The organism is Streptococcus sp. BS35b (assembly GCF_000286475.1).
Lineage (GTDB): Bacteria > Bacillota > Bacilli > Lactobacillales > Streptococcaceae > Streptococcus > Streptococcus oralis_W.
The window spans coordinates 173112-197413 of record NZ_ALKH01000002.1 but is presented as its reverse complement, the minus strand read 5'-3'; the positions used below and the strand labels follow the sequence as shown (position 1 = coordinate 197413).

Sequence of the window (24302 nt, the reverse complement as noted above, 5' to 3'; positions counted from 1 at the left end):
GATTTTGTTATTTGAATTTATAAAGCTTCAACTCGCTAGTATCTGTCTGAACAAGCTCATAGTTTTCACTGAGCCAGCTCTCTACATCTGACCACAAGGCAACTTTTTGATTGACCATAATCATCTTCGGTTCATTCTCTTTCAGGTCATTCATCAGTTTGGTTTTATTTTCGTCACTTGCAGTATAAAGTGTTGGCGTCACTAGAGAGGTCGGTGCCAAGCGTTCGCTTGTACGATAGAAATCTGGACGATCATCCCATGCATAGACACGATCTTCAGAACTCGTTTGTTGTTTGACTACGCTAGCAAGTCGCTCTCTCTCCTGATAAGTCACCGGGTGCGAAAGGTAGCGACTCGCGATAGGGAGAACAATGAGGTAGACAAGGGCAATCAGTGGTAGATAGAAATTTCCTTTGAGGAAAGAGGCTTTATTCTCACGTCTTCTTCTACGACGACCGCCTCCCTCAGAAACATTTTCTTTAATCCCTGTCAGAAGGAGTAGGGTCAAGAAGGGAAGGAGAGCAACGAGATGAGTACCGTTGACAGGTTCTTTTGAGAAAATCAAGAGCCCCAAAGAAAGCAATAAGCCCAAACTAGCAGCAATTGATAGGGAATACTGCTTAGCTGGTTTTGACTGGAACAAACCAGAAAAGAGTAAAGTAAGGGAACCTAGCCCAATGGCAAGTAAGCCGTAGAAGGCTGTATTTTCAAGCAAATGCGCATTTGAAAAGAGGCTAAGAGTATTTACCGGATACAAGGTCTGGCTAATGGCATCCCCAAAACTACCTGTCCACACTGTATAGTAGCCTAAAGGATAGAATAAGAGTGAAAATCCCAGCGCTGACGCAAAGAACTGATATAGACCATGAACAAAGTGACCTTTGCCTAGATTAAAGCCGATGATGCCCAAGGCCAGTACAGCTGCAAACAAGGCGGTTGGGATTGGCGCAAGGAAGAAAGCGAGAGCAAGGCTCATCCCCACTCGTACAAATCCTTTGTCATCCTTTGGAAAAGCTAGATAATTTGTAACGATACTCAATGAATAAAATAGGAAAGGTAGGGCTAGCAAGAGAGCATAACCACCACCAAAAGCGAGGCCTGCTACAAGCAAGTATAAAATAAAGACAACTCGCTTCGCTTCCTTTTCTTGGCCGGCAAGAGTATCCGCAGCCTTAAAAAGAAAAACTCCTGCTCCAAACAAGGCCAACCACTCAACCAAAGCAAGCAGAATACTTCCTAGAGAAAGATAGGTTAGCAAGTAATAGAGCAATCCATTCGTTCCAAAGTAATCTGTATACATTTGACCGTTTTGATGCAAGGCCCAACCGGTATAGAGATCCTGAGTTTGTTGCGGACTGACTACACCAAAAATAATAGGCAGGGCAACCGAAATGGCTGTGGCCACTAAACTCCAAAGCAAAATACTAAAAAAGGGAATGGGAGCTCCTTCTCGTTTTTCTGGTACTGACCAGTCTTGGTAATGAGATTCTTCTTGTTTCTCATCTATTTTCCCGTATACGTTCATTCAATTTCTCCTCTAAGTTTATCTGTTTTAGTATATCAAAATCTTACAGGAATGTCAGCTTGGGATTGATATTTGCTGAATTTCTTATCCAAAATCGCAAAGCGTTCGATTTCACGAAAACGGTGAAATCGACTATTTCTATACTCTCTGATAAAATCATCATCTTCTAGATTAAGCATGGTTCTCTCCTTTACTTATCTATTCGTAAGAAGAAAAAAATAAGATCCAGCCTTGGGCTAGATCTTGATGGATAGTTAAAGCATAGGCGCAAACAACTGGACAATTTCCTTGATCAGGCTTTGATACCAGCTTGTTTTGATGGTGTGGGGATAAATTTCTTGAGAAACTTTAAAAATCTCTTCAAAGTCCCTTTCAATATCGATGATGGACTGCGTTCTATAAAGCAAGACGGCATTTTCATAGTGATGAAGCAAACTCCGATAGTCAAAATTAATCGTCCCCACAGTAGCTGCCTCTCCATCAACAAGCATTTGCTTGCTATGAAGGAAGCCCGGGCTGTACTCATAAATACGAACTCCTGCAGATAACAAATCTGGATAGGCTCCCCGAGTAACTAACTGAATAACCTTCTTATCTGGGATACAAGGAGTCACAATTCGCACATCTACCCCTCTCAGAGCCGCATTTTTGATACTTTCAGTTAGATCATAGTCAGCGATCAGATAGGGAGTCGTGATATAAACATAGTCTGTGGATTGATTGATAAGGTTTTGATAGACCGTTTTTCCAACCTGGGCTCGGTAGATGGGTTTTGGTCCACTACTATAGGGAATACAGAGCCCCATCCCATCTTTGGGTTGATTTTCGAGATGGTATTGGTCAAAGTCGCTAATTTCCCCACGGTTGATATACCAGGTTGACAAAAAGAGTCTAGTAAAAGCCTTAACCGCCGATCCATCCAGGCGAATACCGCTATCCTTCCAGTAACCAAAGCGTTCGATATGGTTGATATACTCATCGGCCAGATTGGCACCACCTGTATAGGCAATTTGACCATCGATAATCATGATTTTACGGTGGTCACGGTTGTTATAGGCAACAGTCAAACGTGGAATCACCTTGTTAAATTTATGAGCTTCAATCCCTCGACCACGAAGCTGGATGGTGTAATCTCCAGGTAAGGTTGCCATACAACCAATATCATCATAGAGGAGCTTCACTTCTACCCCTTGAGCCGCCTTTTCTTCCAAAATCTCCAAAATACTATTCCACATCAAACCTTCTTCGATGATATAGTATTCGAGAAAGATAAACTTCTCTGCTTTCTTGAGATCCTCTAGCATCTGATGCCACATGCTTTTACCAGATGCAAAAAATTGGGTATCCGTTCGATTATAGACATCTGCATTCGTGTCCATGCTGAGGAGAGATTTGATAACTCCGTAAGCCGACTTGTCTTGTTCTTTTAACTCCAAACGGAGAGCTCTGCTATTGTCCTCTCTATCAACCATTGATTGGAGCTGCTTTAGTTGCTTCAATTCTTTTTTAGATAAACGGCGTTCTCCAAACATGATATAGAGCAAGGGACCAAATACTGGCACAAAGGCTACTAACAGCCATGTCACCTTACTATCAGGATTCATAGACCGATTGACAATCGATACAATAGTCGCTAAACTCACTAAAATGACTAGGATAATCCAAACAATCGGTGCCATCTGCCCTAGATAGAGAAATAAACCAAAGACGATAAACAACTCTGCCAACATGATGGTAATACTGAAACCATATTTGGACATGAGTAGCTGCATTTTTCTAGCTGTCATACATCTCCTTCCTTTTCTAACATTCTCCTTAACTGCTTGATAAACTAATCTTTCTACTAGTATACCTCAGTTCAGGGGTAGATAGCAACCTTTTACCTTTTCTAAAGTTCCAGCCGTTCCGTGTTTAGATGATTATTACAATTTCAGAGCCAACATATTGACCGTCATACCAGCTGCAGTCCCCATAAGGTAGACGACATCTCCCTCCTTGATAAGTCCATGCTTCAAAGAATAAGCCAAGCCAAACGGTACAGAGACTGACACCATATTTCCATAGTCAGTGACGAGATTGAGGTACTGATCCTCGGCCACACCTAGTTTTTCCATGACCAGAGGAAGAGCACGACTTGCTTGGTGAGGAATGATATAGTCCACGTCTGCCAAGGCTAGCCGTGTTTTTTCTTGAAACTCTTCAAACATGACTGGGATCTTGCGAGCAGACAAGAGGAGGATTTTCTTCCCCTTCATGTCAAACATATAGTTGGTCTTAGTCGCTTCAGAGTACTCTTTTGGTTGAAAAGAAGTCAGACCTCCACGAATCTCCGTATCGTGAGCTCCTTCCGACCAAGTACGTTGGAGACTAGCAATGACCCCTTTTTCCTGATGACTTTTTTGGAAAATAAAGGCTGCCGCCCCATCACTAAAGAGTTCAAAACTTTCTTTTTGCTTGGGATTGAGCCCTAAACTACCAACCTCACTGGATACAATCAAGACACGACCGTATTCGCCCGCCTCAATCAAGTGGGACATAGTCGATAGAGCAGAAATAAAGCTGGTACAGGTCGTATTGATGTCCATTGCTGGAATTGAGAGTCCTTTTGCCACGCGCTCATGAATCAAGGCAGCCGTACAAGGAATAGGCTGAACACCAACTGCACTAGCTGATACAAGGCAATCGATATCTTTAATATCCAAATTTGCATGTTCAAGTGCACGGTGGATAGCTCCTTCTGCCAAGTCGAGTTGCGTTTCTTCATTTTCAACTACACGATAACGGGTTTGGTCTTTGAATTGGACGGTATGCTTTGGAAGGCAAATGCCATAACCTGCGATTTCTACATGTCTTTTTACTTCTGTCATTGTCTTTCTTCCTTTCATAAACGTTGGATACGTTTGAGTTTACGGCTAGTATCCCAGTGATAATCTGAAAATTGGATTTGAGGAACTATGAACTCTTTTTGCTGGGCCAAGAGATGAAACTGAACTAGAATAGCTGTCTCTACGTCCTCATCTCGTCGGCTTAGACAAACTTCCACTAATTTCTCGGAATGTTGCTTAACTTGGTAATCTCCTACATTCTCCACAAAGAGGATGCAACGCCTGATAAAGTCTGGATAGATCGTTACCTGTCCCCCATCCTGCCCTTCAAAGTAGAAGATATCGTCAGAGCGTCCTTCGACCTTGTCAATCCGTGTATAGTAGGAGCCACAGGGACAAGGCTCCGGATTTTCAACCAAGATATCATTGAGCTGGTAGCGATAAACAGGCTGACTGCTTCGCTTAAAGTCCGTAATCACTGGATAAAAACGGCGGTCATCCAGATACCGCTTTTCCACAAAGATAATGTCTTCGTTGAGATGCAGATTACCAACTGAGCAAGTGCAGGCTAGGAAACCTTCAGTTGCCTGATAAACTTGGTCAATGATGGACAGAGAAAAGGCCTCTGCGATGCGTTCCCTATCACTATCTTCCAAGATTTCCGCCACCGAAACGATTTTTTGTGGGTGAATAGCTAACTCTCCATCCTTGAGGCGCTTGCTCAATTCAATCAACATAGAGGCTGGCGCCACCACAATAGTTGGTTGGTAGCTATTGAGACGCTCTATATGCTCATCTGTATGTTTGAAAATATCAAAATACTCTAGACGAATGAGCGCCGTATTGATGGTCTGATAGAGTTCATTATCGGCTCTCAGGAAAAAGGCGATGCGGTGTCCAAAAAGCTGACCCTTGGGCAACATCTTTGCCAAGATAGCTCCCGCCCACATACTTCGCTCTTTCTCTGTTGTGATAAAGAGTCCCCGATGTCCAGATGTCCCTGAAGACAGACCGACTGCTACTTCGCCTTTAAGTTCACTGAAATCACGGGTTTTCTCACTTTCAATAGCTAAGGATAAGGCTTCTTCACGATCCACTCCTTGGGTGTTGAGTTCGTTGAAATGTTCCATCATAAAAGCTTTGTCCATATGGTCAAAGTCGCTAGGCACCCCATTTTTAAAGTAGGGAGACTCTCGCTTTAAAAAATCCATATAGTTGGATAATTGCTTTTTCTGATAGCTCTCTACAGCCTCTCGAGATTTGAAGTTATGAAGCCAACGAGTTTGGATAAAGGTTTTAAGAAAGGTTATTTTTTTCATATAAGATTGACTCTATCCTTTCTACAGGGTCATGACTAACAAGCACCTCAATACTGTCCTTTAAGACTTCCTCCAGAAACTCTGTCCCCTTGATATAGTCCACCTTGTTATCTTGAACCAAGGAAGGAATCAGATGCATCTGTTTGGTGTAAGGCAAAAGGTCAATTCCCCAACAAAGATCTGCTGCAATGAGGAGGTTAAAGTCTGGAAGATACAGACAGGCTTGCCCCCTAGCATGCCCGTCAACAGAAGCAACTAGGATACTGCCATCTCCAAAAAGATCACAAATCGGACGATAGGGAAAGGTTGAATCTTGCTGGTCAGCTCTGATAATGGTTAGATTTTTTTCAAAAGAAGTTGGTAGAAATTCCTTGAAAATCAGGTCTTTCAACTTGGGTTTTTGATAAACTTCATACACTTCTTTTGTCAGGATAAAGGTTGCATGAGGAAAGAAGCTAGCTCCTCCCAGATGATCTGGATGTAGGTGTGATAGAAGGACATAGTTAATTTCTTCTGGTTTGATTCCCTTCGCTTCTAGCAAATATGAAATCTGGTCCTTTTCCGTCATTTGAACAGGTGTTCCTAGACGATAAAAACCATAGCGAAGCTTCGTCTTAATATCATAGTGATAGCCAGTATCATATAGCAAATAGCCCTTGTCTCTGTGTTTAATCAGAAAGACACCAGCTGGAAAGGTCATCTTTTTATTCTTGACTCCCTTGAATAGCAAACCTGTATAGCTAGTACAGTAGCCTGCTGGGAAATAATCAATGCTTTCGATAATCTTGGACATATTGTTCAATCCCTTCCGAAATACTGATTTGAGGGCGATACCCCAAGTCTAGCTCCGCCTTGCTGATGTCCAGCGTCTGGCTATACCGCAGCAAATAATAGGTATAGCGTGTCAGAGCCGGCTCACCTTTAAGTTTCAAGGTCTGATAAAGAAACTCTAAACTACTGGCAATAACTGAAATAAGAGGAGCTGGCACTTTTCTGTATGTTATCGGATAGCCCAGTCCTCTCAGGGTTTCTTCTATCAAATCCTTAAAGGCTCTTGGTTCCCCATTGGTAATATTATAGACTTCGCCACTAGCTTGAGGAGCCTCTAGAGCCAAGCGAATTGCCAGAGCGACATTTTCCACACAGGTCATATCCATGAGCTGACGACCGTCCCCTATCAAGGGAATACCAATCTTCTGACTGAGTTTGAGAACTCGGGGCAAAATACTGGTATCCCCAATCCCAAAAAGCCCACGAGGTCGTAAGATAATGCTCGGAACATCGGGATAATCCTTAAACAGCTTCTCCGAAGCCAGCTTACTACGAATGTAGTTGTTCAGATTATTTTCCTGAGGCGCATCGCTTTCTTTGATAGCTAGCTGATCTCGAGGAGCAGCATAGATGCTCGGCGATGATACATAAACCAAACGCTGAATCCCCGCCTCCCGACAAGCATCCAGAACATACTTGGTTCCCAAGACATTTGTCTGGTAGAAGTCCTCCCAAGGTCCCCAAACGGTAGAAAGAGCACCCGCATGCACAACCATGTCCATCTCTTGACAAGCCTGAGCTAAGTCCTCTTGTTTGGTCAAATCTCCCTGAAAAAATGCCACAGTAGAAGTTTCTAAAGACTGACCCATCTTGCGATTGCGTCCAAAAGCGCGTACCTGATAGCCCGACTGACTGAGCTCTTCAACAACATACTTACCTAGAAAGCCCGTAGCACCTGTTACCAATACTTTCTTCATTTTTTACTTCTCCTTGTCCCCTAAGAGTCTATGTATTTCGCTCTTCAGAATCTCTGTTGGCTGATAGATTTGAGCTGCGCGACTGAGTTTGTTCAAGTCTGACCAATCATCTCTATCCAACAACTCATCAAAAGCGCGTCCAATCGCTTCTGTATCCTCTCGTTTAGCAGTCAGGGCAATCCCTGCCTCTAAGCCACGAACCGCATAGTCATACTGATCATAGTCATGGGGGAGAATCAAGGCAGGCTTGCCATAGATGATACATTGGTAAAAAATGCCCGCACCGCCATGATGAATCACATAGTCCATCTGGGGAATGTATTCCTTATAGGGAAGATAAGATACCACAGAAACATTGTCCATGAGCTCCTCACATCGGAAGTCTTGTCCACCAAACCCCAGAGTCACAAAGAAGTGGCAATCTGGATGTACTTCTGCCAATTGTTGTGTCTGATAGAGGAGATTGTCTTTGGCCCATGCTAGCTGAGTGCCGCAGGATACAAGGATCTTCTTATAACCTGCATAAGGAGACAAATCGAGGGGATAATTTTCTGCCCTCTCAATCGAAGAGCCAAAAGGTCCCACCCAAAGATAGTGCTCTGGAAAACCACTTTTCAGCTCCAACTCTTTCATCCCAATTCCCAAGATGGAATAGGGTGAATAAATGGTTTCCTGATTCTTCTGATTGTAGAGTTTAAAATTGTAACGTTTCAATCGTTCTCTCAATAAAAAGCTTACGATTCGTTTCCCTAAACGAGTTCCTTTTCTTCCTAACCATTGCTGAGCAGATTGGAAAGATGTTTTTGGACTGCCCATTCCTCCAAAGAAACAAGGCGGTCCATCTGTCGTTTCAATGGCAAACTGTGTCGCCATTGTGGTTATCCAAGGAATATCCAACTGTTCCGCCACTAGTCCTCCAGAGAGGGTTATAAAGTCCGCAATCACAATATCAGGTCGATTTTCCTGCCACTCTTGCACTAATTGATCTGAAACCACATTGATCAAATCAAGACTAGCTGACAACTGTCGATAAGCAGAAATAAGGTTTAACTGCCCTTCATTGTTGGCTACACGCTCAAACTCATCTACACAATTTTCTAAAATGGGAATCACCCGGAAGCCCATCTCCTCTGCGACAGCTTTTCGTTGCGGTCCTGTAAATAATCGAATCTCATACAAGGGATCCTTCAACAAGGGTGCGAGTAAATTCAGGGTCGGGAAGAGATGCCCACTTAAGGGCACTACAACCACATCAATTTTGATTTTTCTCATATGTCTAGGATAGCAAATTTTTAAAAAAAGAACTACCAAAATGATAGTTCTTTCCAGCATTATTTAGCTTCTTTTTCACTTTATGAATCAGAAGAGTTCTTTGTATAGTGCAATAGTTTCTTCTAAGGTTGGCATAAATGGATTTCCAGGTGCACATGCATCAATCAAAGCATTCTTAGAAAGGTAGTCAAAGTCAAAGTCTTTTTCTTGGATACCGAGCTCAGTGAGTTTCTTCGGAATACCTACTGTTTCAGACAGTTTCTCAATTTCAGCAATAGCATAGTCAGCACATTCTTGGTCTGTTTTCCCTTCAACATGGAGTCCCAAGGCCTTGGCTACATTGCGGAAAGCTTCTGGCACACGCTTGGCATTTTCACGTTCTACAACTGGGAGAAGCATGGCACAGCAGACACCATGCGGCAAGTTATATACCGCACCGAGTTGGTGAGCCATAGAGTGAACATAGCCCAAGCCAGCATTGTTAAAGCTCATACCACCGAGGAAGATGGCATTGACCATCGCCTCACGCGCTTCAATATCGTGGCCATTTGCCACAGCACGAGGAAGATACTCCTTGATGAGTTCAATCGCTCCGATAGAGAGTTTCTTGGTCACATTATAAGCACCTGGTGTTACTAAAGCCTCGACAGCGTGAGTAAGAGCATCCATACCTGTCGCCGCTGTCAATCCTTTCGGTTTTGAAAGCATGAGTTCTGGATCATTGACAGAGATGAGGGCGAGGCTGTTCTTATCAACCATTACCATCTTGACCTTGCGTTCTTCGTCAGTAATGACATAGTTAATCGTAATTTCTGCAGAAGTTCCAGCTGTTGTATTGATCGCAACCACTGGCAATCCTTTTTTAGCAGACTTGTGGAGGCCTTCGTAATCCTGTGGTTTTCCGCCATTTGTGGCGATGATAGAGATACAGCTAGCTGCATCCTGAGGAGATCCTCCTCCAAGACTGATGATGAAGTCACATCCATGCTCTTTCAGGGCAGCCACTCCGTCTGTGACGTTCTTGCAAGTTGGATTTGGCTCCACATCGCTAAAGATCACATATTCGATCCCTTCAGCATCTAATGGTTTTAGGACCTTAGGTAAAATATCACTTCCTTCGATGAATTTGTCTGTCACCAAAAGGGCCTTCTTATACCCCAGTTCCTTGATATACGGACCTACTTCATTTACAACACCTTTACCAATAAGGTTAACTGATGGAACGTAAAATGTAGCCATATGCTTTTCCTCCTGCGCCTCTGCGCTATTTGATTATTTACCATAAGTATACGACCTTATAAGAAGTTTTACAAATATTTGTAAGCGTTTTAAGTAAAAAGTTAGTAAAGAACAGCCCGCCACTTTTTCAAGAAAAAAGCTCCAAAAAGATAACTTTCATCTCATTGGAACTTTTACTTAATCATTATTGCTTCGTTAAGACTACTCGGTCAGATGTCTCTCGGTCCATGTCATCGATAATCATTTGATTACCATTAACCGCGTAAATTTTAATATCATCTCCGATAATGACACGTTGATTTTCTGGCTCAAAGGTGACTTGCTTGATTTCCTTATCTCCATCTGGTTCAACCTCAGTCCATGTACCAGTTTTACCTGTTACAACAAGAGTGATCTGGTCGTTCTCATCTTTTCCAGTATAGGTACCATCAATATTAGTCGGTTGAGCTGCCGCAGCAGTGTCCTGGCTTAAGGACGCCTGTGGTTGACTAGCACTTGTAACAGTGCTAGAAGATGATTCTTGTTGAGTAGATGATTACTGAGCAGATGGCTGGGTAGATGCTTGTTCCTTAGGTCCACAAGCTGCTAGAAGACTAAGAATTGCTAAAGAAGCAATAGAAAGTATGAATGTTTTCGCTTTCATATCGATTTCCTTTCTTTTGTGCCAATGTATTTCTGAAATCGTTTGCGAGTTTTCCTATCCCCAGTATAGCAACTTAAGTCTAGAAGGTCAACTAATCTCATGATCTCCCACCAAACCCGCTCGTACTTCCGAGATAAAATAGAGAGAGCCCGTCACAAAAAGCAAGTCCTGATCATTGGCATTTTCTTCAAATTTGCTGATAAAATCACGATAAGAGTCAACCAGTTTATAACCAGAAACATCGCTTTCTTCTAGAGATCCTTGGTAGTCAAAGCCTGTTACCTTAAGTTCCACCTGAGGCAATTGCTCAGATAGATAGGCTAACATCCCTTGGTAATCCTTGCGTTTAAGGGCGCCAAAAAGGATTTGAACTTGATAACCTTGCTGGATTTTCCCTTGAATAAACTCAACTAAACGACTTAGAGCTGGAAGATTGTGAGCCCCATCTAGGTAGATTTGCGGGCGAATCCGTTCTAATCGACCTGCCCAATGTGTCTCCTTCAAAGCCCGTCTGACAGACTCTTCTTCGACTTTTTCCTCTCTTGACGCCATAAACAGAAGAAAAGCTTCTAAAGCCAAGGCGGCATTTTCTTGCTGATAAGCACCTTCCAACCCGATTTCAAGCTGGGAAAAACTTGCTAGGCTACTTGAAAAATTCCCAGCTTTCAAAGCGAAGTCTCGCCCAGCTTGATAAAGGTCTACGTCTAACTCTCTTGCTCTTTTTTGACAGACAAGCTCCGCTTCTGGAGCGAGCTTAGCAATGACCGCCTTCTTTCCAGCCTTGAAAATACCAGCTTTCTGCTCGGCTATTTCCTCCAGACTATCGCCTAAGGTCTCCTGATGATCTAACCCAATGGAAGTAATAACTGCAATCTCGCCTGTTACGACATTAGTGGTGTCAAGCAGACCACCAATCCCCACCTCTAGCAGGACTAGATCCACTCCCTGCTCTTTAAAGTAAAGCAGAGCAATCAAGGTCAACAACTCAAAGAAAGACAATTGATCATGTGTTTCTAAGAGAGTTTTTTCCATCTCCTTGACTTGGTTAGCCATACGGACAAAGTCTTCATCTGCGATTGGTTGTCCATTGATACAGATTCGATCATGGATACTGATGATATGAGGAGAGGTAAAGGTACCAACTTTTTTTCCATGAGCTACAAACAACTCCCTCATAAAGGCAATAGTTGACCCCTTACCGTTAGTCCCTGTTACGTGGATAATCGGATAAGTCTTCTCAGGATTCCCCAGCAAATCCACAGCTCGCTGCATTCGTCCAAGACCAGATCTAAAGTTTAAACCAATCCGACTATGAAGCCATTCTTCTACTTCAAACATACATATCTCCTTAACAAAAGTCCAATCAACTACAGCATAAAAGTATGATTACAAATAAAAAACGAGGTCGGGACTAAAATCCCGACCTCTTACCTGGTTAGCTAATCACTAGCTACTATGAATTTCAACGTGGACTAAAGACGTCCACCGAACGTTCCTGCATTTCTAATTTCTGGCGCAGGGCTAAAAACGTCCCCCGGACGTTTTTACTCCTCCATAAAGCTGTTGAAGACTTCTTCAATCATGTTCCATTCGTCTTCTGAGTCTTCTGGGATTGGTTGTAATTCGCCTTCTGTTCCATCTTCATTTTCAATGAATGAGTAAGCTTGGATTTCAACTTCACCATTCTCATCTTCTTCTGCGTTAACTGGCACTAGCAGAACATAGTTTTTACCAAATTCTTCTTTTCCGTCGATGGTCAAAAGAATTTCAAACAAGGTTTCATTTCCTTGCTCGTCTACTAGTGTAATCAATTCACGTTCTTCGTGGTCATGGTTGTGATCGTGTGACATAGTTTCTCCTCTGTCTTAAAATTTTCTATCTAAATAATTTTGCAAAATCAGCTGAGCAGCCAACTTATCAATAACTTTCTTGCGTTTGTTACGGCTGATATCTGCTTGTTCAATCAACATACGTTCCGCAGCGACCGTTGTCAAGCGTTCATCTTGATAGTCTACTGGTAAACCAAAGAGTTCTTCTAGCTTGGCACCATAGGCTTGACTGGCTTCTACTCGCGGACCGCTGGTATTGTTCATGTTCTTTGGTAAACCTACTACAAAGCGTTCTACCTTATAGCTGTCAACCAATTCCTTGATACGGTCAAAACCAAACTGGCCTTGATCCTCATTGATTTGGATGATTTCAAGTCCCTGAGCGGTGAAGCCTAGTGGGTCGCTAATAGCCACCCCTACTGTTTTTGAACCGACGTCCAATCCCATAATTCTCATAGATTATAGATCGACTCCTTGTCCTTTAAGGTAGTAGCGTACCAATTCTTCAACAATTTCATCGCGCTCATACTTACGGATTTGATTTCGTGCATTGTTGTAACGAGGAACATAGGCAGGGTCTCCACTCAATACATAACCGACGATTTGATTTATCGGATTATAACCCTTTTCATTCAAAGAAGCATAAACATCTGTCAATGTTTCGCTAATTTCTTTCTTATTGGAATCATCCAATTTAAACCGTACAGTTTCTTCAGTAAATCCCATTCTAACACCCTCTTTCCTTAGAATAGTACTATTATAGCACATTCCCTGACGTTCTACAAATAAGTCAGTCTATTAATTTGGATTTTCTATTGTTCTGTCGCCCCATTTGCCACTCTGTCTGCAATATATTGGCTAGGTTCGTTTTTTAAGAGATTTTCAAGACCGATATTTTTTAAATATTCGATCTGAGATGCCTTTTTGACATCCAATACTTGAAAATCATAAGTCGTTGTTGTCTGGATTTCGGTCTCGCTGAGTAGCTTGGTTTCCAGTGTAAATCCTGCTAGTTTGCGTGCCTCTTGGATGGTCTCATCCTTCTCTTCAGCTTCTTGAAGCGCTTTTTGCGTCTCCTCTAGGCCATTTTCAGAGATAAAGTTCTTGAGTTCATCCCCGACAGGTCGTTTTTGCTGAATGGTCAAGGTCAAAAATTGATTGCCTTTATAGGTAATAGTCTGAATCTGCTGCGTTCCATTTTCTGACTTCGGCATCAACAAGGTCTTGGTGACAACCGTATTCTTTTCGGCATTGTCCAAAACGGGAAGGTTTGATTGGATGGGGTCAGATGCTGTTGTGGAAGCAGCAGGGGTTTCCTTTTTTTGCCCACATCCCGCAAGCAAAAAGAGAATAGCAAAACTAGCAATTAGTAACTTTTTCATAATTCCTCACATGATTTCAAAACAAAAGAGCAAACAAGGCCAGGAGTCACTCCCAGCCTTGATGTTTTATAGAGCTGCACGTAGACGTGCTTCTGCATTTTCTACATTACGGACAGAGCGTGGCAAGAAGGCACGGATATCATCTTCTTTATAGCCGACTTGCAGGCGCTTCTCGTCAACGAGAATCGGACTCTTTAAGATCCGTGGTGTTTCCATGATTAAGTTGAGCACTTCATTGACACTCAAATCCTCGATGTCAACTCCAAGTGCCTTAGCGTAGCGGTTTTTTGACGAAACGATACTGGCAATTCCATTATCTGTTTTCGTGAGAATATCTAATAACTCTTCTCTTGTAATTCCTTCTTTACCGAGATTTTGTTCTTTATAACTTAACTGGTGGGCATTGAGCCAGGTTTTCGCTTTTTTACAGCTAGTACAACTTGAGACTGTATAAATTTTGATCATGTACCTACCCCTTTCGCTACATGTTACTATCAGTTTAGTCTATTATACCATAAAAAACATCCGACTTGCGACCTATTTTTAAAAAAATTTAATTTTTTTAGCGATTTTCGAACTTTTTTCTTGACAAATTCAATTTATAACCAACTTCTAAATTTTTTGATATAGATTCGTTTCACAATTGTAACACTTATCATATAAAGAATAATTATCAAAAGCAAAAAGAGGAAATAAATGGGTTCCAAAGGGGTTAAATGAAGCAGGCTAGCAATTGAAGAGTAGGGAAGGAAGGTCACAAAACTAGCTGCTAGCAAGGTTGTTCCAAGAACCAACCATGACGGACGACTTTGTAAGAAAGGAAGTTTTGCTGAACGAAGCATATGGATGATCATGGTTTGGGACCACATGGATTCAATGAACCAACCTGTCTGGAATAGGATAATAAAGGCCGTTGTAGACTCTGATCCGTGAACATAGGCTTGACCTGTCGCCATTGGGGCAATGACAAAATAGAGCAAGATAAAGGTCAAAATATCAAAGACAGAAGAAATCGGACCCATCCAAATCATAAAGCGAGTAATGGACTGAGCTTCCCACTTATGAGGATGCTTCAAAAAGTCTTCATCCACATTATCAAATGGCAAGGCGATACAAGAAAGATCGTAAACTAGGTTTAACACAATCAAGTGAATCGGAGCCATAGGAAGGAAAGGTAAAAAGATACCTGACACTAAGAGTGAAAGAATATTCCCGAAATTAGAGCTGACCGTCATCTTGATATATTTGGTCATGTTGGCATAGACTTTGCGCCCTTCGACCAGACCTTTTTCAAGCACCATCAAATCTTTATCTAGCAAAATGACATCAGCTGTCTCTTTGGCAATATCTACTGCCGTGTCAACAGAAATCCCCACATCTGCTACTTTCATAGAAGGGGCATCATTGATTCCATCCCCCATATAGCCAACACAATGTCCATTAGATTTGATTTGTAAAATAATTCGTGCTTTTTGATCTGGAGAGAGTTTAGCAAAGACGGTCACATGTTCGACTGCTTGGGCCAACTCTTCGTCCGTCATGGCGTCAATATCAGAGCCTAACAAGATTTGATCAACATCTAAACCAACTTTTTCGCATACTGCTTGGGTTACCTTCTCATTATCCCCAGTCAAAATCTTGGTTTGAACACCATACTCTAATAGAGCTTGGATAGCAGGGGCTGCAGATGGTTTTGGTGGATCTAGGAAGGCAAGATATCCTGTTAGAATCATCTCCTTTTCATCTTCAACAGAGTAAGCAAAACCTTCTTTGAGGCCTGTTTTATAGGCGACTCCTAAGACTCGCAAGCCCTGTTGATTGAGTTGGTCCACTTCTTTTAAGATTTCCACTCGGATATCATCCGTCAGAGGGCTAATCTGATCTTGATATTCCACATGGGTTGAAATCGCAAGCATTTCCTCTAGGGCACCCTTGGTTACCAAACTAACAACTTCGTTCTCATCCTTGACGATGACACTCATCCGTCTGCGTTCAAAATCAAAGGGCAATTCATCTATTTTTTGAAAGGTTTGATCTAGATTTTGCAAGAGTGCGTGTTCTTTGGCTTCTTTTTCCGTACGTTTAATGATCGCTCTGTCCATTAAATTTTTCAAACCAGTTTGAAAATAGGAATTGAGATAGGCACGTCTCAACACAGATAAATCCAAATCTCCATGTATATCCAAAGGATATTCAAGGACAATTTCGTCTTGGGTAAGGGTTCCAGTTTTATCCGTACACAGGATATCAATAGCACCTAGATCTTGTATGGCATTGAGTTTTTTGATGACGACTTTTTCCTTGGCCATGATAATGGAGCCTTTTGCTAGACTGGCCGTGATGATCATGGGAAGCATCTCAGGTGTAAGCCCGACACCCACGCTCAAAGCAAATACGCCAGCCTCTAACCAATCTCCATCCGTCAAACCATTGGAAAGAAATACGATGGGAACCATGACCAACATCAAACGGATTAAGAGCCAGGAGATACTGTTCATATCCCGTTCGAAAGAGGTGGGCTCGTCATAAGTATTGAGAGTCTGCTCTATTTCCCCCATCATGGTGTCATCACCAACTGCTAGAATCAGAGCCTTGGCGCTTCCTGATATCACGTTGGTTCCCATGAAGGCGAGTGCTTCTGCTTCTAGCAGACTATCAAAATTTGACTGACTCATTTTTGACAAAGCCAATTTTTCAACCGAATCACTTTCGCCCGTCAAACCAGACTGTTGAACAAAGAAATCACGTGATTCAATCAAAAGGAGGTCTGCCGGAATCATATCCCCAGCACTTAATTTGACTATATCTCCAACGACCAAATCCTCAATCGCGATCTCTAAACTCTGGCCTTCGCGAATAACTGTGGCTGTGTTCACAATCATTTTTGAAAGATTGGTCGCAGCTTTGTCGCTTCGCAATTCTTGGACAAATCGAATGCCACCAGAAATGAGGACTAGGACAACGATGATGATAGAGGTCGTCGGATCTTCTTGCCCAGGCTTCGCCAACCAGACGTTTGTCACCATGGAGATCATAGCGATGACCAGGAGGATGATTGTAAATGGATTGATAATAGATTCGTAAATTTTTTTGAGGATACTGTCTTCCTGACCCTTGGTGATGGTGTTTTCACCATATAAATCACGATTCTTTTCTATCTGTTCCTCAGTCAAGCCTGTTAGACTTGTCTTATAAAAAGATAGAGTTTCGTTTAAAGGTGTATGAATAGCTGCTGCTAATCTTTCTTTTGTAGTTTTCATTGGTTTCTCCTATCTGTATGAATGATGTGTTTCATACACAGAGACCAATCACTTTATAAGGGCAGAACGACACAAATCAGCGATTGGCTGTGTATGTGCGGTTCTGGATGATCGTCAATTTGCATCGTCTGTCTCCTTTCCCTGTTCTAAAACAGTAGAAAATCCTGCCATTTTATGGCAGGATTAAAAAACTAATTATCTGTTTTTCGTTCAAGCTTTAACTCCATAGGGCAATGAAATGAGCTTAGTTTTGGCCTTCGCGACCAGGACTGTTGACCAACGAGTAGTGTCTCCACTGCTTTGCGGTAGTCATCCGTATCCCTATGGTAGCCTCACCTACCGTTTTCGTCTATCAGTATAAACCTTTAAAATATAAAAGTCAACGATTTATCTCATTTTTTAGATAACAATCAATTCTTTTGGAGCAAGTGTCAATAACTCACAACCGTTATCTGTAATCAGGATATCATCTTCAATACGAACCCCGTATTTACCTTCAATATAAATGCCCGGTTCATCAGTCAAGACCATACCAGATTTAATGGCTTCTTTGGAAGTTTGGCTAAAGTAGGGTTCTTCGTGGATGTCCAGTCCGATACCGTGTCCGATACCATGTGTAAAGTATTCTCCATAGCCTGCTTCCACAATGATATCACGAGGGATTTTGTCAAAGTCACGGAAACCTAGACCTGCCTTGACTTGGTCAATCAGAGCTTGGTTGGCTTTCAAAACTGTGTTGTAGATTTCTGCTTGCCCGTCACTGACATGACCTAGATAAATGGTCCGTGTCATATCGCTGACATAGTGATCGTAGAGACAGCCGAAGTCCATGGTAATTGCTTCTCCTAGCTCTACTGGTTTGTGCATTGGATGGGCATGGGGTTTGGAAGAGTTGATACCACTTGCTAAAATGGTATCAAAAGACAAACCTGCCGCTCCTAACTCACGCATGCGAAAGTCAAGGAAGTTGGCAATCTCAATTTCAGTCTTTCCTGGTTTGATAAAGTCAAGTGCATCGCGGAAAGCTTGGTCTGAGATAGAACAAGCCTTGCGAATAGTCGCAATCTCCTTCTCATCCTTAATCATACGAAGCGCTTCAACAAACTGAGCCTGTGGAACTAGTTCCAAATCTTCAAAAGCAGTTTGCATACGGTGGTAATAAGAGACCGAAATCTCGTCCTCAAAACCGATATGAGACAAGCCCATATCCTTAACAATGCCTGCAATAACAGCCAACTCATCGCGGTCAGCCACAATCTCAAAACCCGTTACTTCTTGCCTAGCTGCAATGATATAGCGAGAGTCTGTCACCAAGACCTGACGGTCACGGCTGATAAAGACTGTTCCATTTGAACCCCAAAAACCAGTCAAATAATAGACGTTTTTAAGGTTGTTGATGATGATACCATCTAGTTCTTTTTCTTGCATTTTAGCTAGAAATGCTTGCACACGTTTATTCATGATGTAACTTTCCTTTCAAATAGTGTCCTGTGTAGCTGGCTTCATTGGCCGCTACTTCTTCTGGAGTTCCTGTTGCGATGATGGTTCCACCACCGACACCGCCCTCAGGTCCCAAATCGATGATATGGTCTGCCGTCTTGATAACATCTAGATTGTGCTCGATGACGAGGACTGTATTTCCATCGTCAACAAAGCGAGCCAGGACTTTAAGCAAGCGAGCGATATCCTCAGTATGAAGCCCGGTCGTTGGCTCATCCAGAATGTAGAATGACTTACCTGTTGAACGTTTGTGGAGTTCACTAGCCAGCTTCATACGCTGGGCTTCTCCACCTGAAAGGGTGGTAGCTGGTTGTCCTAACGTTACATAGCCCAGCCCTACATCCTTGATGGTCTGGAGTTTACGTTGTACTTTCGGAATGTGTTGGAAAAATTCCACGGCATCGTTGACAGTCATGTCCAAGACCTGCGAGATATTCTTTTCCTTATAGTGGACTTCTAGGGTTTCGCTGTTGTAGCGAGTCCCGTGGCAGACTTCACAAGCCACGTAAACATCTGGCAAGAAGTGCATCTCGATCTTGATAATCCCGTCACCTGAGCAGGCTTCGCAACGACCACCCTTGACGTTGAAACTGAAACGGCCCTTCTTGTAGCCTCGTATCTTAGCTTCATTTGTCTGGGCAAAGAGGTCACGTATATCGTCAAAAACTCCCGTATAGGTAGCTGGGTTGGACCTCGGCGTCCGTCCGATAGGGCTCTGGTCAATGTCGATCAAGCGGTCTACATGTTCAATCCCTGTGATGGTTTTGAATTTACCAGGCTTGTCTGAATTACGGTTGAGTTTTTGAGCAATAGCTTTTTTGAGGATGCTGTTAATCAAGGTCGACTTCCCTGAACCTGACACCCCTGTCACCGCGATGAATTTTCCTAGCGGGAAGCGAGCAGTGATATTTTGCAAGTTGTTCTCACGCGCTCCCGTCACCTCGATAAAACGACCATTTCCGGAGCGGCGCTCTGCTGGCACTGGAATGGCACGTTTCCCTGACAAATACTGGCCTGTGATAGACTTGCTGTTGCGAGCCACCTGCTTGGGTGTTCCTGCAGCGACAATCTCTCCACCAAAAACACCGGCACCCGGACCAACGTCAATCAGATAATCCGCCTCGCGCATGGTATCTTCGTCATGTTCTACCACGATGAGAGTATTGCCCAAGTCACGCATCTTTTTCAGACTAGCAATCAGGCGGTCATTATCCCTCTGGTGAAGACCGATTGAAGGCTCATCTAGGATATAGAGGACACCTGATAGATTGGACCCAATCTGAGTCGCCAAGCGAATTCGCTGACTCTCCCCACCTGAAAGGGTTCCTGCCGAACGCGACAGAGTCAGATAGTTGAGTCCCACATTATTGAGGAAGGTCAAGCGATCCTTGATTTCCTTGAGAATAGGACGGGCAATGATGGCTTCATTTTCAGACAAGGTCAGCTGGCTCACCAAAGCCAAGTGGTCTGCGATAGACAGGTCTGAGATTTCACCGATATGTGGTCCTTGCTCCCCACCCACACGGACAGACAAGGCCTGGTCATTGAGACGGTAGCCATGGCAAGTTCCGCAGGTTAGTTCATTCATGTAGAGACGCATTTGGGTGCGTGTGTAATCACTGTTAGTCTCATGGTAACGACGCTTGATATTATTGACAACCCCCTCAAAAGGAATGTCAATATCGCGCACACCGCCAAATTCATTTTCATAGTGAAAATGGAATTCCTTGCCATCCGAGCCGTAGAGAATCAAGTTCTTATCTTCTTCTGACAAGTCCTCAAAGGGTTTATCCATATCCACTCCAAAGGCTGTCATAGCTTGTTCTAGCATGTTTGGATAGTAGTTGGATGAGATAGGATTCCAAGGTGCCAAGGCTCCCTCACGCAAAGTTTTACTGGTATCAGGAACCACCAAGTCAACATCCACCTCCAGCTTGATGCCCAAACCGTCACACTCACTACAAGAGCCAAAAGGAGCATTGAAGGAGAAGAGACGAGGCTCTAGCTCTGGTACGGTAAAACCACAAACCGGGCAGGCATAGTGCTCAGAAAAGAGCAACTCAGAATCGTCCATGGTATCAATAATCACATAGCCTTCTGCGATAAGAAGGGCAGCCTCGATTGAGTCAAAGAGACGGCTACGGATGCCCTCCTTGATGACAATGCGGTCTACCACAACATCGATATTGTGTTGCTTGCTCTTAGACAGCTCTGGCACTTCGGTCACATCATAGACCTCCCCATCCACTCGGACGCGGACATAACCGTCTTTCTGAACCTTTTCAACGACACTCTTATGTTGCCCTTTTTTCTTACGAATGACAGGAGCTAAAATTTGCAGGCGCTGGCGTTCTGGCAACTCCAAAACCTTATCCACGATTTGCTCTACAGAAGAAGCCTTGATAGCCCCATGCCCGTTAATACAGTAAGGCGTCCCTACTCGTGCGTAGAGGAGACGCAGATAATCATTGATTTCAGTCGTCGTTCCAACGGTCGAACGAGGGTTTTTGCTGGTGGTTTTCTGGTCGATGGAAATAGCCGGGCTGAGGCCATCAATGGCATCCACATCAGGTTTCTCCATATTTCCCAAGAATTGTCGAGCGTAGGCTGACAAACTCTCTACATAGCGACGTTGTCCCTCCGCATAGAGGGTATCAAAGGCCAGACTGGATTTCCCAGACCCTGACAAACCAGTCACAACAACCAGCTTGTCTCGCGGAATCTCCACATCAATATTTTTTAAGTTATGGGCACGTGCCCCATGAATCACAATTTTATCTTGCATCTTTGTTCTTTCTAGTCCATTATTGCTTTCCATTATACCAAAAAATGTGAAATTCTATTACCCAAAAAGCTGTTTTTATAGTATAATAGTACGGTGCAGAAAATGAATCACTGAATAGTAGGAAAGGATAGGGGATATGAAACAAGTTTTTCTCTCAACAACAACTGAATTTAAAGAGATCGACACGCTTGAACCGGGTACTTGGATCAACCTCGTTAATCCTACACAAAATGAATCGTTAGAAATCGCTAACGCCTTCGACATTGACATTGCCGACCTTCGAGCACCGCTCGATGCGGAAGAAATGTCTCGTATTACCATTGAAGATGAGTATACTTTGATCATCGTGGACGTTCCCATCACAGAGGAAAGAAACAATCGTACCTACTACGTTACGATTCCGCTGGGGATTATCATCACAGAGGAAACCATTATCACCACCTGCTTGGAATCCCTCCCCGTTCTCGATGTCTTTATCAACCGTAGACTGCGCAACTTTTACACCTTCATGCGTTCACGCTTTATCTTCCAGATTCTCTACCGCAACGCCGAACTTTACCTTACGGCCCTCCGTTCGATTGACCGTAAGAGTGAACAGATCGAAAGTCAACTTCACAAGTCCACTCGAAACGAAGAGCTGATCGAGCTCATGGAATTGGAAAAGACCATCGTCTATTTCAAGGCCTCACTTAAGACGAACGAGCGCGTGATTAAGAAATTGACCAGCGCAACCAGCAATATCAAGAAATACCTAGAAGACGAAGACCTACTCGAAGACACCCTGATTGAAACCCAACAGGCCATCGAGATGGCAGATATCTATGGGAACGTCCTTCACTCTATGACAGAGACCTTTGCCTCTATCATTTCCAACAACCAGAATAACATCATGAAAACTCTGGCTCTCGTGACCATTGTCATGTCTGTCCCAACCATGATCTTCTCAGCCTACGGGATGAACTTCAAGGATAATGAAATCCCTCTAAACGGTGAACCACATGCCTTCTGGTTAATCGTCTTTATCGCCTTTGCTATGAGTGTCTCGCTCACTCTCTATCTCATCCATAAAAAATGGTTCTAAGAGGAATCCCTATGTCTCAGATTGATTTACAAAAACTAACCAAGAAAAACCAAGAGTTTATCCACATCGCTACCCAACAATTCATCAAAGATGGTAAAACAGACGCTGAAATCAAGGCTGTCTTTGAGGAAGTCATTCCTAAAATCCTTGAAGAACAAGCCAAAGGAACGACCGCTCGTTCCCTCTATGGAGCTCCAACCCACTGGGCTCACAGCTTCACTGCCAAGGAGCAATATGAAAAAGAGCATCCAAAAGAAAATGACGATCCAAAACTCATGATTATGGACTCAGCCCTTTTCATCACCAGCCTCTTTGCATTGATTAGCGCCCTGACTACCTTCTTCTCTACAGATCAGGCTATTGGTTATGGGTTGATTACCCTCTTGTTGGTTGGACTTGTAGGAGGACTTGCCTTCTACTTGATGTACTACTTTGTCTACCAGTACTATGGACCAGACACAGACCGTAGCCAACGTCCTCCATTCTGGAAATCAATCCTCGTCATCCTAGCTGCTATGGTTCTCTGGTTGGCTGTCTTCTTTGCAACAAGCTTCCTACCAGCCAGCCTCAATCCAGTCCTTGCTCCATTGCCTTTGGCTATCCTGGGAGCTGCCCTTCTCGCCCTTCGCTTCTATCTCAAGAAACGTTTCAACATCCGAAGTGCAAGCGCGGGCCCATCACGTTATTAAGAGATCGATAAAAGCAACTGCACCAGCGGTTGCTTTTTTCTTGCTTTCTTGAGATCCAATAGCACTTCTGAGTCTCATTCTTGTAGTTTTCTCTCACCTTTTGTGATAAAATAGGCTCAATCTATTTCTAGGAGGATGAGATATGGTTTCTACTATTGGTATTGTTAGTTTGTCTAGTGGTGTTATCGGAGAGGATTTTGTCAAACACGAAGTCGATTTGGGTCTCCAACGTCTCAAGGACTTGGGACTCAATCCTATCTTTTTGCCCCATTCGCTAAAAGGTTTAGACTTTATCAAGAACCATCCTAAAGCGCGTGCAGAGGATTTGATGCAGGCCTTTTCGGACGATAGCATTGACATGATCCTCTGCGCCATCGGTGGGGATGATACCTATCGCTTGCTACCTTATCTTTTTGAAAACGACCAACTCCAAAAGGTTATTAAACCAAAGATTTTTCTTGGCTTCTCGGATACCACTATGAACCACCTTATGTTGCATAAACTAGGAATCAAGACTTTTTATGGGCAATCCTTTCTAGCAGACATTTGTGAGTTGGACAAGGAAATGTTATCCTATAGCCTCCACTACTTTAAAGAATTGATCGATACTGGGAGAATCTCAGAAATCCGCCCTAGCGACCTTTGGTATGAGGAACGGACTGACTTTAGTCCCAATGCTCTGGGAACAGCTCGTATCAGCCATGTAAATACAGGTTTTGATTTGTTACAAGGAAATGCCCAATTCGAGGGAAAAATCCTCGGTGGTTGCATCGAGTCCCTCTATGATATCTTTGACAATTCTCGATATGCAGATAGTAGAGAACTCTGCCAAAAGTATAAACTCTTCCCTGACTTATCTGACTGGGAAGGAAAGATCCTCTTGCTAGAAACAAGCGAAGAAAAGCCTGATCCGGAGAACTTCAAAAAAATGTTGCTGACTCTGAAAGAAACTGGAGTATTTGAGGTAATCAGTGGACTCTTGGTCGGAAAGCCAATGGATGAAACCTTCTATGACGACTATAAGGAAGCACTATTGGATATCATTGATAACAATATCCCGATTGTCTATAATCTAAATGTCGGCCACGCAACGCCAAGAGCCATTGTTCCCTTTGGCGTCCATGCTTATGTAGATGCACAGGAGCAAGTCATTTGCTTTGACTATAACAAAAAATAAACAATTTCTCCATTTTTGTGCTTTGGTA

21 protein-coding genes, 1 pseudogene and 1 riboswitch are annotated in these 24302 nt (G+C 43.1%); of the genes and pseudogenes, 3 read left to right on the top strand and 19 right to left on the bottom strand.

Features of this window, described 5'->3' with window-relative positions; all coding sequences use genetic code 11:
- Positions 1-7: 7 nt before the first annotated feature.
- The 19 genes and pseudogenes from HMPREF1149_RS05140 to uvrA all read right to left on the bottom strand — a co-directional run bounded on the left by HMPREF1149_RS05140 (position 8) and on the right by uvrA (position 21327).
- Positions 8-1525 carry a hypothetical protein gene (locus HMPREF1149_RS05140; RefSeq protein WP_001103714.1) on the bottom strand — a complete coding sequence of 506 codons (1518 nt, stop codon included), beginning with the start codon at positions 1523-1525 and terminating at the stop codon, positions 8-10.
- Between the two features lie 35 nt (positions 1526-1560).
- Positions 1561-1704 (bottom strand): hypothetical protein, encoded by a 144-nt coding sequence (locus tag HMPREF1149_RS11485; protein WP_000933182.1) that lies wholly within the window; start codon positions 1702-1704, stop codon positions 1561-1563.
- Positions 1705-1779: 75 nt separating this feature from the next.
- Positions 1780-3312, bottom strand: coding sequence for a cardiolipin synthase (gene cls, locus HMPREF1149_RS05135; protein WP_000126973.1), 1533 nt, complete (start codon positions 3310-3312; stop codon positions 1780-1782).
- 135 nt (positions 3313-3447) lie between these two features.
- On the bottom strand, positions 3448-4392 hold the full coding sequence (locus HMPREF1149_RS05130) for a 3-oxoacyl-[acyl-carrier-protein] synthase III C-terminal domain-containing protein (RefSeq protein ID WP_000141191.1): 945 nt from the start codon (positions 4390-4392) through the stop codon (positions 3448-3450).
- Between the two features lie 14 nt (positions 4393-4406).
- Positions 4407-5669, bottom strand: coding sequence for a F390 synthetase-related protein (locus HMPREF1149_RS05125; RefSeq protein ID WP_000724372.1), 1263 nt, complete (start codon positions 5667-5669; stop codon positions 4407-4409).
- Positions 5647-6462, bottom strand: a complete 816-nt coding sequence (locus HMPREF1149_RS05120; protein ID WP_000034628.1) for an MBL fold metallo-hydrolase — start codon at positions 6460-6462, stop codon at positions 5647-5649. The genes HMPREF1149_RS05125 and HMPREF1149_RS05120 overlap by 23 nt, the downstream gene beginning before the upstream one ends.
- Positions 6437-7417: an NAD-dependent epimerase/dehydratase family protein gene (locus HMPREF1149_RS05115; protein WP_000757309.1), complete on the bottom strand. Its 981-nt coding sequence runs from the start codon at positions 7415-7417 to the stop codon at positions 6437-6439. The genes HMPREF1149_RS05120 and HMPREF1149_RS05115 overlap by 26 nt, the downstream gene beginning before the upstream one ends.
- A gap of 3 nt (positions 7418-7420) precedes the next feature.
- On the bottom strand, positions 7421-8689 hold the full coding sequence (locus HMPREF1149_RS05110) for a glycosyltransferase (RefSeq protein WP_025170437.1): 1269 nt from the start codon (positions 8687-8689) through the stop codon (positions 7421-7423).
- A gap of 87 nt (positions 8690-8776) precedes the next feature.
- Positions 8777-9928 (bottom strand): iron-containing alcohol dehydrogenase, encoded by a 1152-nt coding sequence (locus tag HMPREF1149_RS05105; protein WP_000190431.1) that lies wholly within the window; start codon positions 9926-9928, stop codon positions 8777-8779.
- Positions 9929-10112: 184 nt separating this feature from the next.
- Positions 10113-10571: pseudogene (locus HMPREF1149_RS05100) on the bottom strand (SP_0198 family lipoprotein).
- 87 nt (positions 10572-10658) lie between these two features.
- A complete protein-coding gene (locus tag HMPREF1149_RS05095; protein ID WP_000464345.1) occupies positions 10659-11909 on the bottom strand; it encodes a bifunctional folylpolyglutamate synthase/dihydrofolate synthase in 1251 nt (416 codons plus the stop codon).
- Between the two features lie 206 nt (positions 11910-12115).
- Positions 12116-12421: a DUF1292 domain-containing protein gene (locus tag HMPREF1149_RS05090; RefSeq protein ID WP_000017624.1), complete on the bottom strand. Its 306-nt coding sequence runs from the start codon at positions 12419-12421 to the stop codon at positions 12116-12118.
- A gap of 15 nt (positions 12422-12436) precedes the next feature.
- Positions 12437-12856, bottom strand: a complete 420-nt coding sequence (gene ruvX, locus HMPREF1149_RS05085; protein WP_002876031.1) for a Holliday junction resolvase RuvX — start codon at positions 12854-12856, stop codon at positions 12437-12439.
- Between the two features lie 3 nt (positions 12857-12859).
- On the bottom strand, positions 12860-13126 hold the full coding sequence (locus HMPREF1149_RS05080) for an IreB family regulatory phosphoprotein (protein WP_000507060.1): 267 nt from the start codon (positions 13124-13126) through the stop codon (positions 12860-12862).
- A gap of 86 nt (positions 13127-13212) precedes the next feature.
- Positions 13213-13782, bottom strand: a complete 570-nt coding sequence (locus HMPREF1149_RS05075) for an SP0191 family lipoprotein (RefSeq protein WP_000734683.1) — start codon at positions 13780-13782, stop codon at positions 13213-13215.
- Between the two features lie 66 nt (positions 13783-13848).
- The gene (gene spx, locus HMPREF1149_RS05070; RefSeq protein ID WP_000591165.1) at positions 13849-14247 is read right to left on the bottom strand and encodes a transcriptional regulator Spx; all 399 of its coding nucleotides are present in this window, start codon (positions 14245-14247) and stop codon (positions 13849-13851) included.
- A 134-nt stretch (positions 14248-14381) separates the two neighbouring features.
- Positions 14382-17042 carry a magnesium-translocating P-type ATPase gene (mgtA, locus tag HMPREF1149_RS05065; protein ID WP_000858842.1) on the bottom strand — a complete coding sequence of 887 codons (2661 nt, stop codon included), beginning with the start codon at positions 17040-17042 and terminating at the stop codon, positions 14382-14384.
- Positions 17043-17237: 195 nt separating this feature from the next.
- Positions 17238-17388, bottom strand: a riboswitch (M-box (ykoK) riboswitch).
- A 53-nt stretch (positions 17389-17441) separates the two neighbouring features.
- Positions 17442-18503, bottom strand: a complete 1062-nt coding sequence (locus HMPREF1149_RS05060; protein ID WP_001042879.1) for a M24 family metallopeptidase — start codon at positions 18501-18503, stop codon at positions 17442-17444.
- Positions 18496-21327 carry an excinuclease ABC subunit UvrA gene (gene uvrA, locus HMPREF1149_RS05055; protein WP_001152882.1) on the bottom strand — a complete coding sequence of 944 codons (2832 nt, stop codon included), beginning with the start codon at positions 21325-21327 and terminating at the stop codon, positions 18496-18498. The genes HMPREF1149_RS05060 and uvrA overlap by 8 nt, the downstream gene beginning before the upstream one ends.
- A gap of 136 nt (positions 21328-21463) precedes the next feature.
- On the opposite strand from uvrA, the gene HMPREF1149_RS05050 reads away from it, so the two are divergent.
- The 3 genes from HMPREF1149_RS05050 (at position 21464) to HMPREF1149_RS05040 (ending at position 24274) form a co-directional block, all read left to right on the top strand.
- Positions 21464-22408 carry a magnesium transporter CorA family protein gene (locus tag HMPREF1149_RS05050; protein WP_000815620.1) on the top strand — a complete coding sequence of 315 codons (945 nt, stop codon included), beginning with the start codon at positions 21464-21466 and terminating at the stop codon, positions 22406-22408.
- 11 nt (positions 22409-22419) lie between these two features.
- On the top strand, positions 22420-23097 hold the full coding sequence (locus HMPREF1149_RS05045) for a DUF1129 domain-containing protein (protein ID WP_000077991.1): 678 nt from the start codon (positions 22420-22422) through the stop codon (positions 23095-23097).
- A gap of 142 nt (positions 23098-23239) precedes the next feature.
- Complete coding sequence (locus tag HMPREF1149_RS05040; RefSeq protein WP_000255133.1) at positions 23240-24274, top strand: S66 family peptidase; 1035 nt, start codon at positions 23240-23242, stop codon at positions 24272-24274.
- The last annotated feature ends 28 nt before the right edge of the window (positions 24275-24302 follow it).

What these genes read in the sequence shown, in the direction of transcription:
- mgtA (WP_000858842.1), bottom strand. Translation starts at nt 17,042, where the DNA reads ATGAAAACTACAAAAGAAAGATTAGCAGCAGCTATTCATACACCTTTA.
- HMPREF1149_RS05115 (WP_000757309.1), bottom strand. Translation starts at nt 7,417, where the DNA reads ATGAAGAAAGTATTGGTAACAGGTGCTACGGGCTTTCTAGGTAAGTAT.
- spx (WP_000591165.1), bottom strand. Translation starts at nt 14,247, where the DNA reads ATGATCAAAATTTATACAGTCTCAAGTTGTACTAGCTGTAAAAAAGCG.
- HMPREF1149_RS05090 (WP_000017624.1), bottom strand. Translation starts at nt 12,421, where the DNA reads ATGTCACACGATCACAACCATGACCACGAAGAACGTGAATTGATTACA.
- HMPREF1149_RS05140 (WP_001103714.1), bottom strand. Translation starts at nt 1,525, where the DNA reads ATGAACGTATACGGGAAAATAGATGAGAAACAAGAAGAATCTCATTAC.
- HMPREF1149_RS05125 (WP_000724372.1), bottom strand. Translation starts at nt 5,669, where the DNA reads ATGAAAAAAATAACCTTTCTTAAAACCTTTATCCAAACTCGTTGGCTT.
- HMPREF1149_RS05095 (WP_000464345.1), bottom strand. Translation starts at nt 11,909, where the DNA reads ATGTTTGAAGTAGAAGAATGGCTTCATAGTCGGATTGGTTTAAACTTT.
- HMPREF1149_RS05040 (WP_000255133.1), top strand. Translation starts at nt 23,240, where the DNA reads ATGGTTTCTACTATTGGTATTGTTAGTTTGTCTAGTGGTGTTATCGGA.
- uvrA (WP_001152882.1), bottom strand. Translation starts at nt 21,327, where the DNA reads ATGCAAGATAAAATTGTGATTCATGGGGCACGTGCCCATAACTTAAAA.
- cls (WP_000126973.1), bottom strand. Translation starts at nt 3,312, where the DNA reads ATGACAGCTAGAAAAATGCAGCTACTCATGTCCAAATATGGTTTCAGT.
- HMPREF1149_RS05045 (WP_000077991.1), top strand. Translation starts at nt 22,420, where the DNA reads ATGTCTCAGATTGATTTACAAAAACTAACCAAGAAAAACCAAGAGTTT.
- HMPREF1149_RS11485 (WP_000933182.1), bottom strand. Translation starts at nt 1,704, where the DNA reads ATGCTTAATCTAGAAGATGATGATTTTATCAGAGAGTATAGAAATAGT.
- HMPREF1149_RS05105 (WP_000190431.1), bottom strand. Translation starts at nt 9,928, where the DNA reads ATGGCTACATTTTACGTTCCATCAGTTAACCTTATTGGTAAAGGTGTT.
- HMPREF1149_RS05120 (WP_000034628.1), bottom strand. Translation starts at nt 6,462, where the DNA reads ATGTCCAAGATTATCGAAAGCATTGATTATTTCCCAGCAGGCTACTGT.
- HMPREF1149_RS05050 (WP_000815620.1), top strand. Translation starts at nt 21,464, where the DNA reads ATGAAACAAGTTTTTCTCTCAACAACAACTGAATTTAAAGAGATCGAC.
- HMPREF1149_RS05080 (WP_000507060.1), bottom strand. Translation starts at nt 13,126, where the DNA reads ATGGGATTTACTGAAGAAACTGTACGGTTTAAATTGGATGATTCCAAT.
- HMPREF1149_RS05075 (WP_000734683.1), bottom strand. Translation starts at nt 13,782, where the DNA reads ATGAAAAAGTTACTAATTGCTAGTTTTGCTATTCTCTTTTTGCTTGCG.
- HMPREF1149_RS05110 (WP_025170437.1), bottom strand. Translation starts at nt 8,689, where the DNA reads ATGAGAAAAATCAAAATTGATGTGGTTGTAGTGCCCTTAAGTGGGCAT.
- HMPREF1149_RS05060 (WP_001042879.1), bottom strand. Translation starts at nt 18,503, where the DNA reads ATGAATAAACGTGTGCAAGCATTTCTAGCTAAAATGCAAGAAAAAGAA.
- ruvX (WP_002876031.1), bottom strand. Translation starts at nt 12,856, where the DNA reads ATGAGAATTATGGGATTGGACGTCGGTTCAAAAACAGTAGGGGTGGCT.
- HMPREF1149_RS05130 (WP_000141191.1), bottom strand. Translation starts at nt 4,392, where the DNA reads ATGACAGAAGTAAAAAGACATGTAGAAATCGCAGGTTATGGCATTTGC.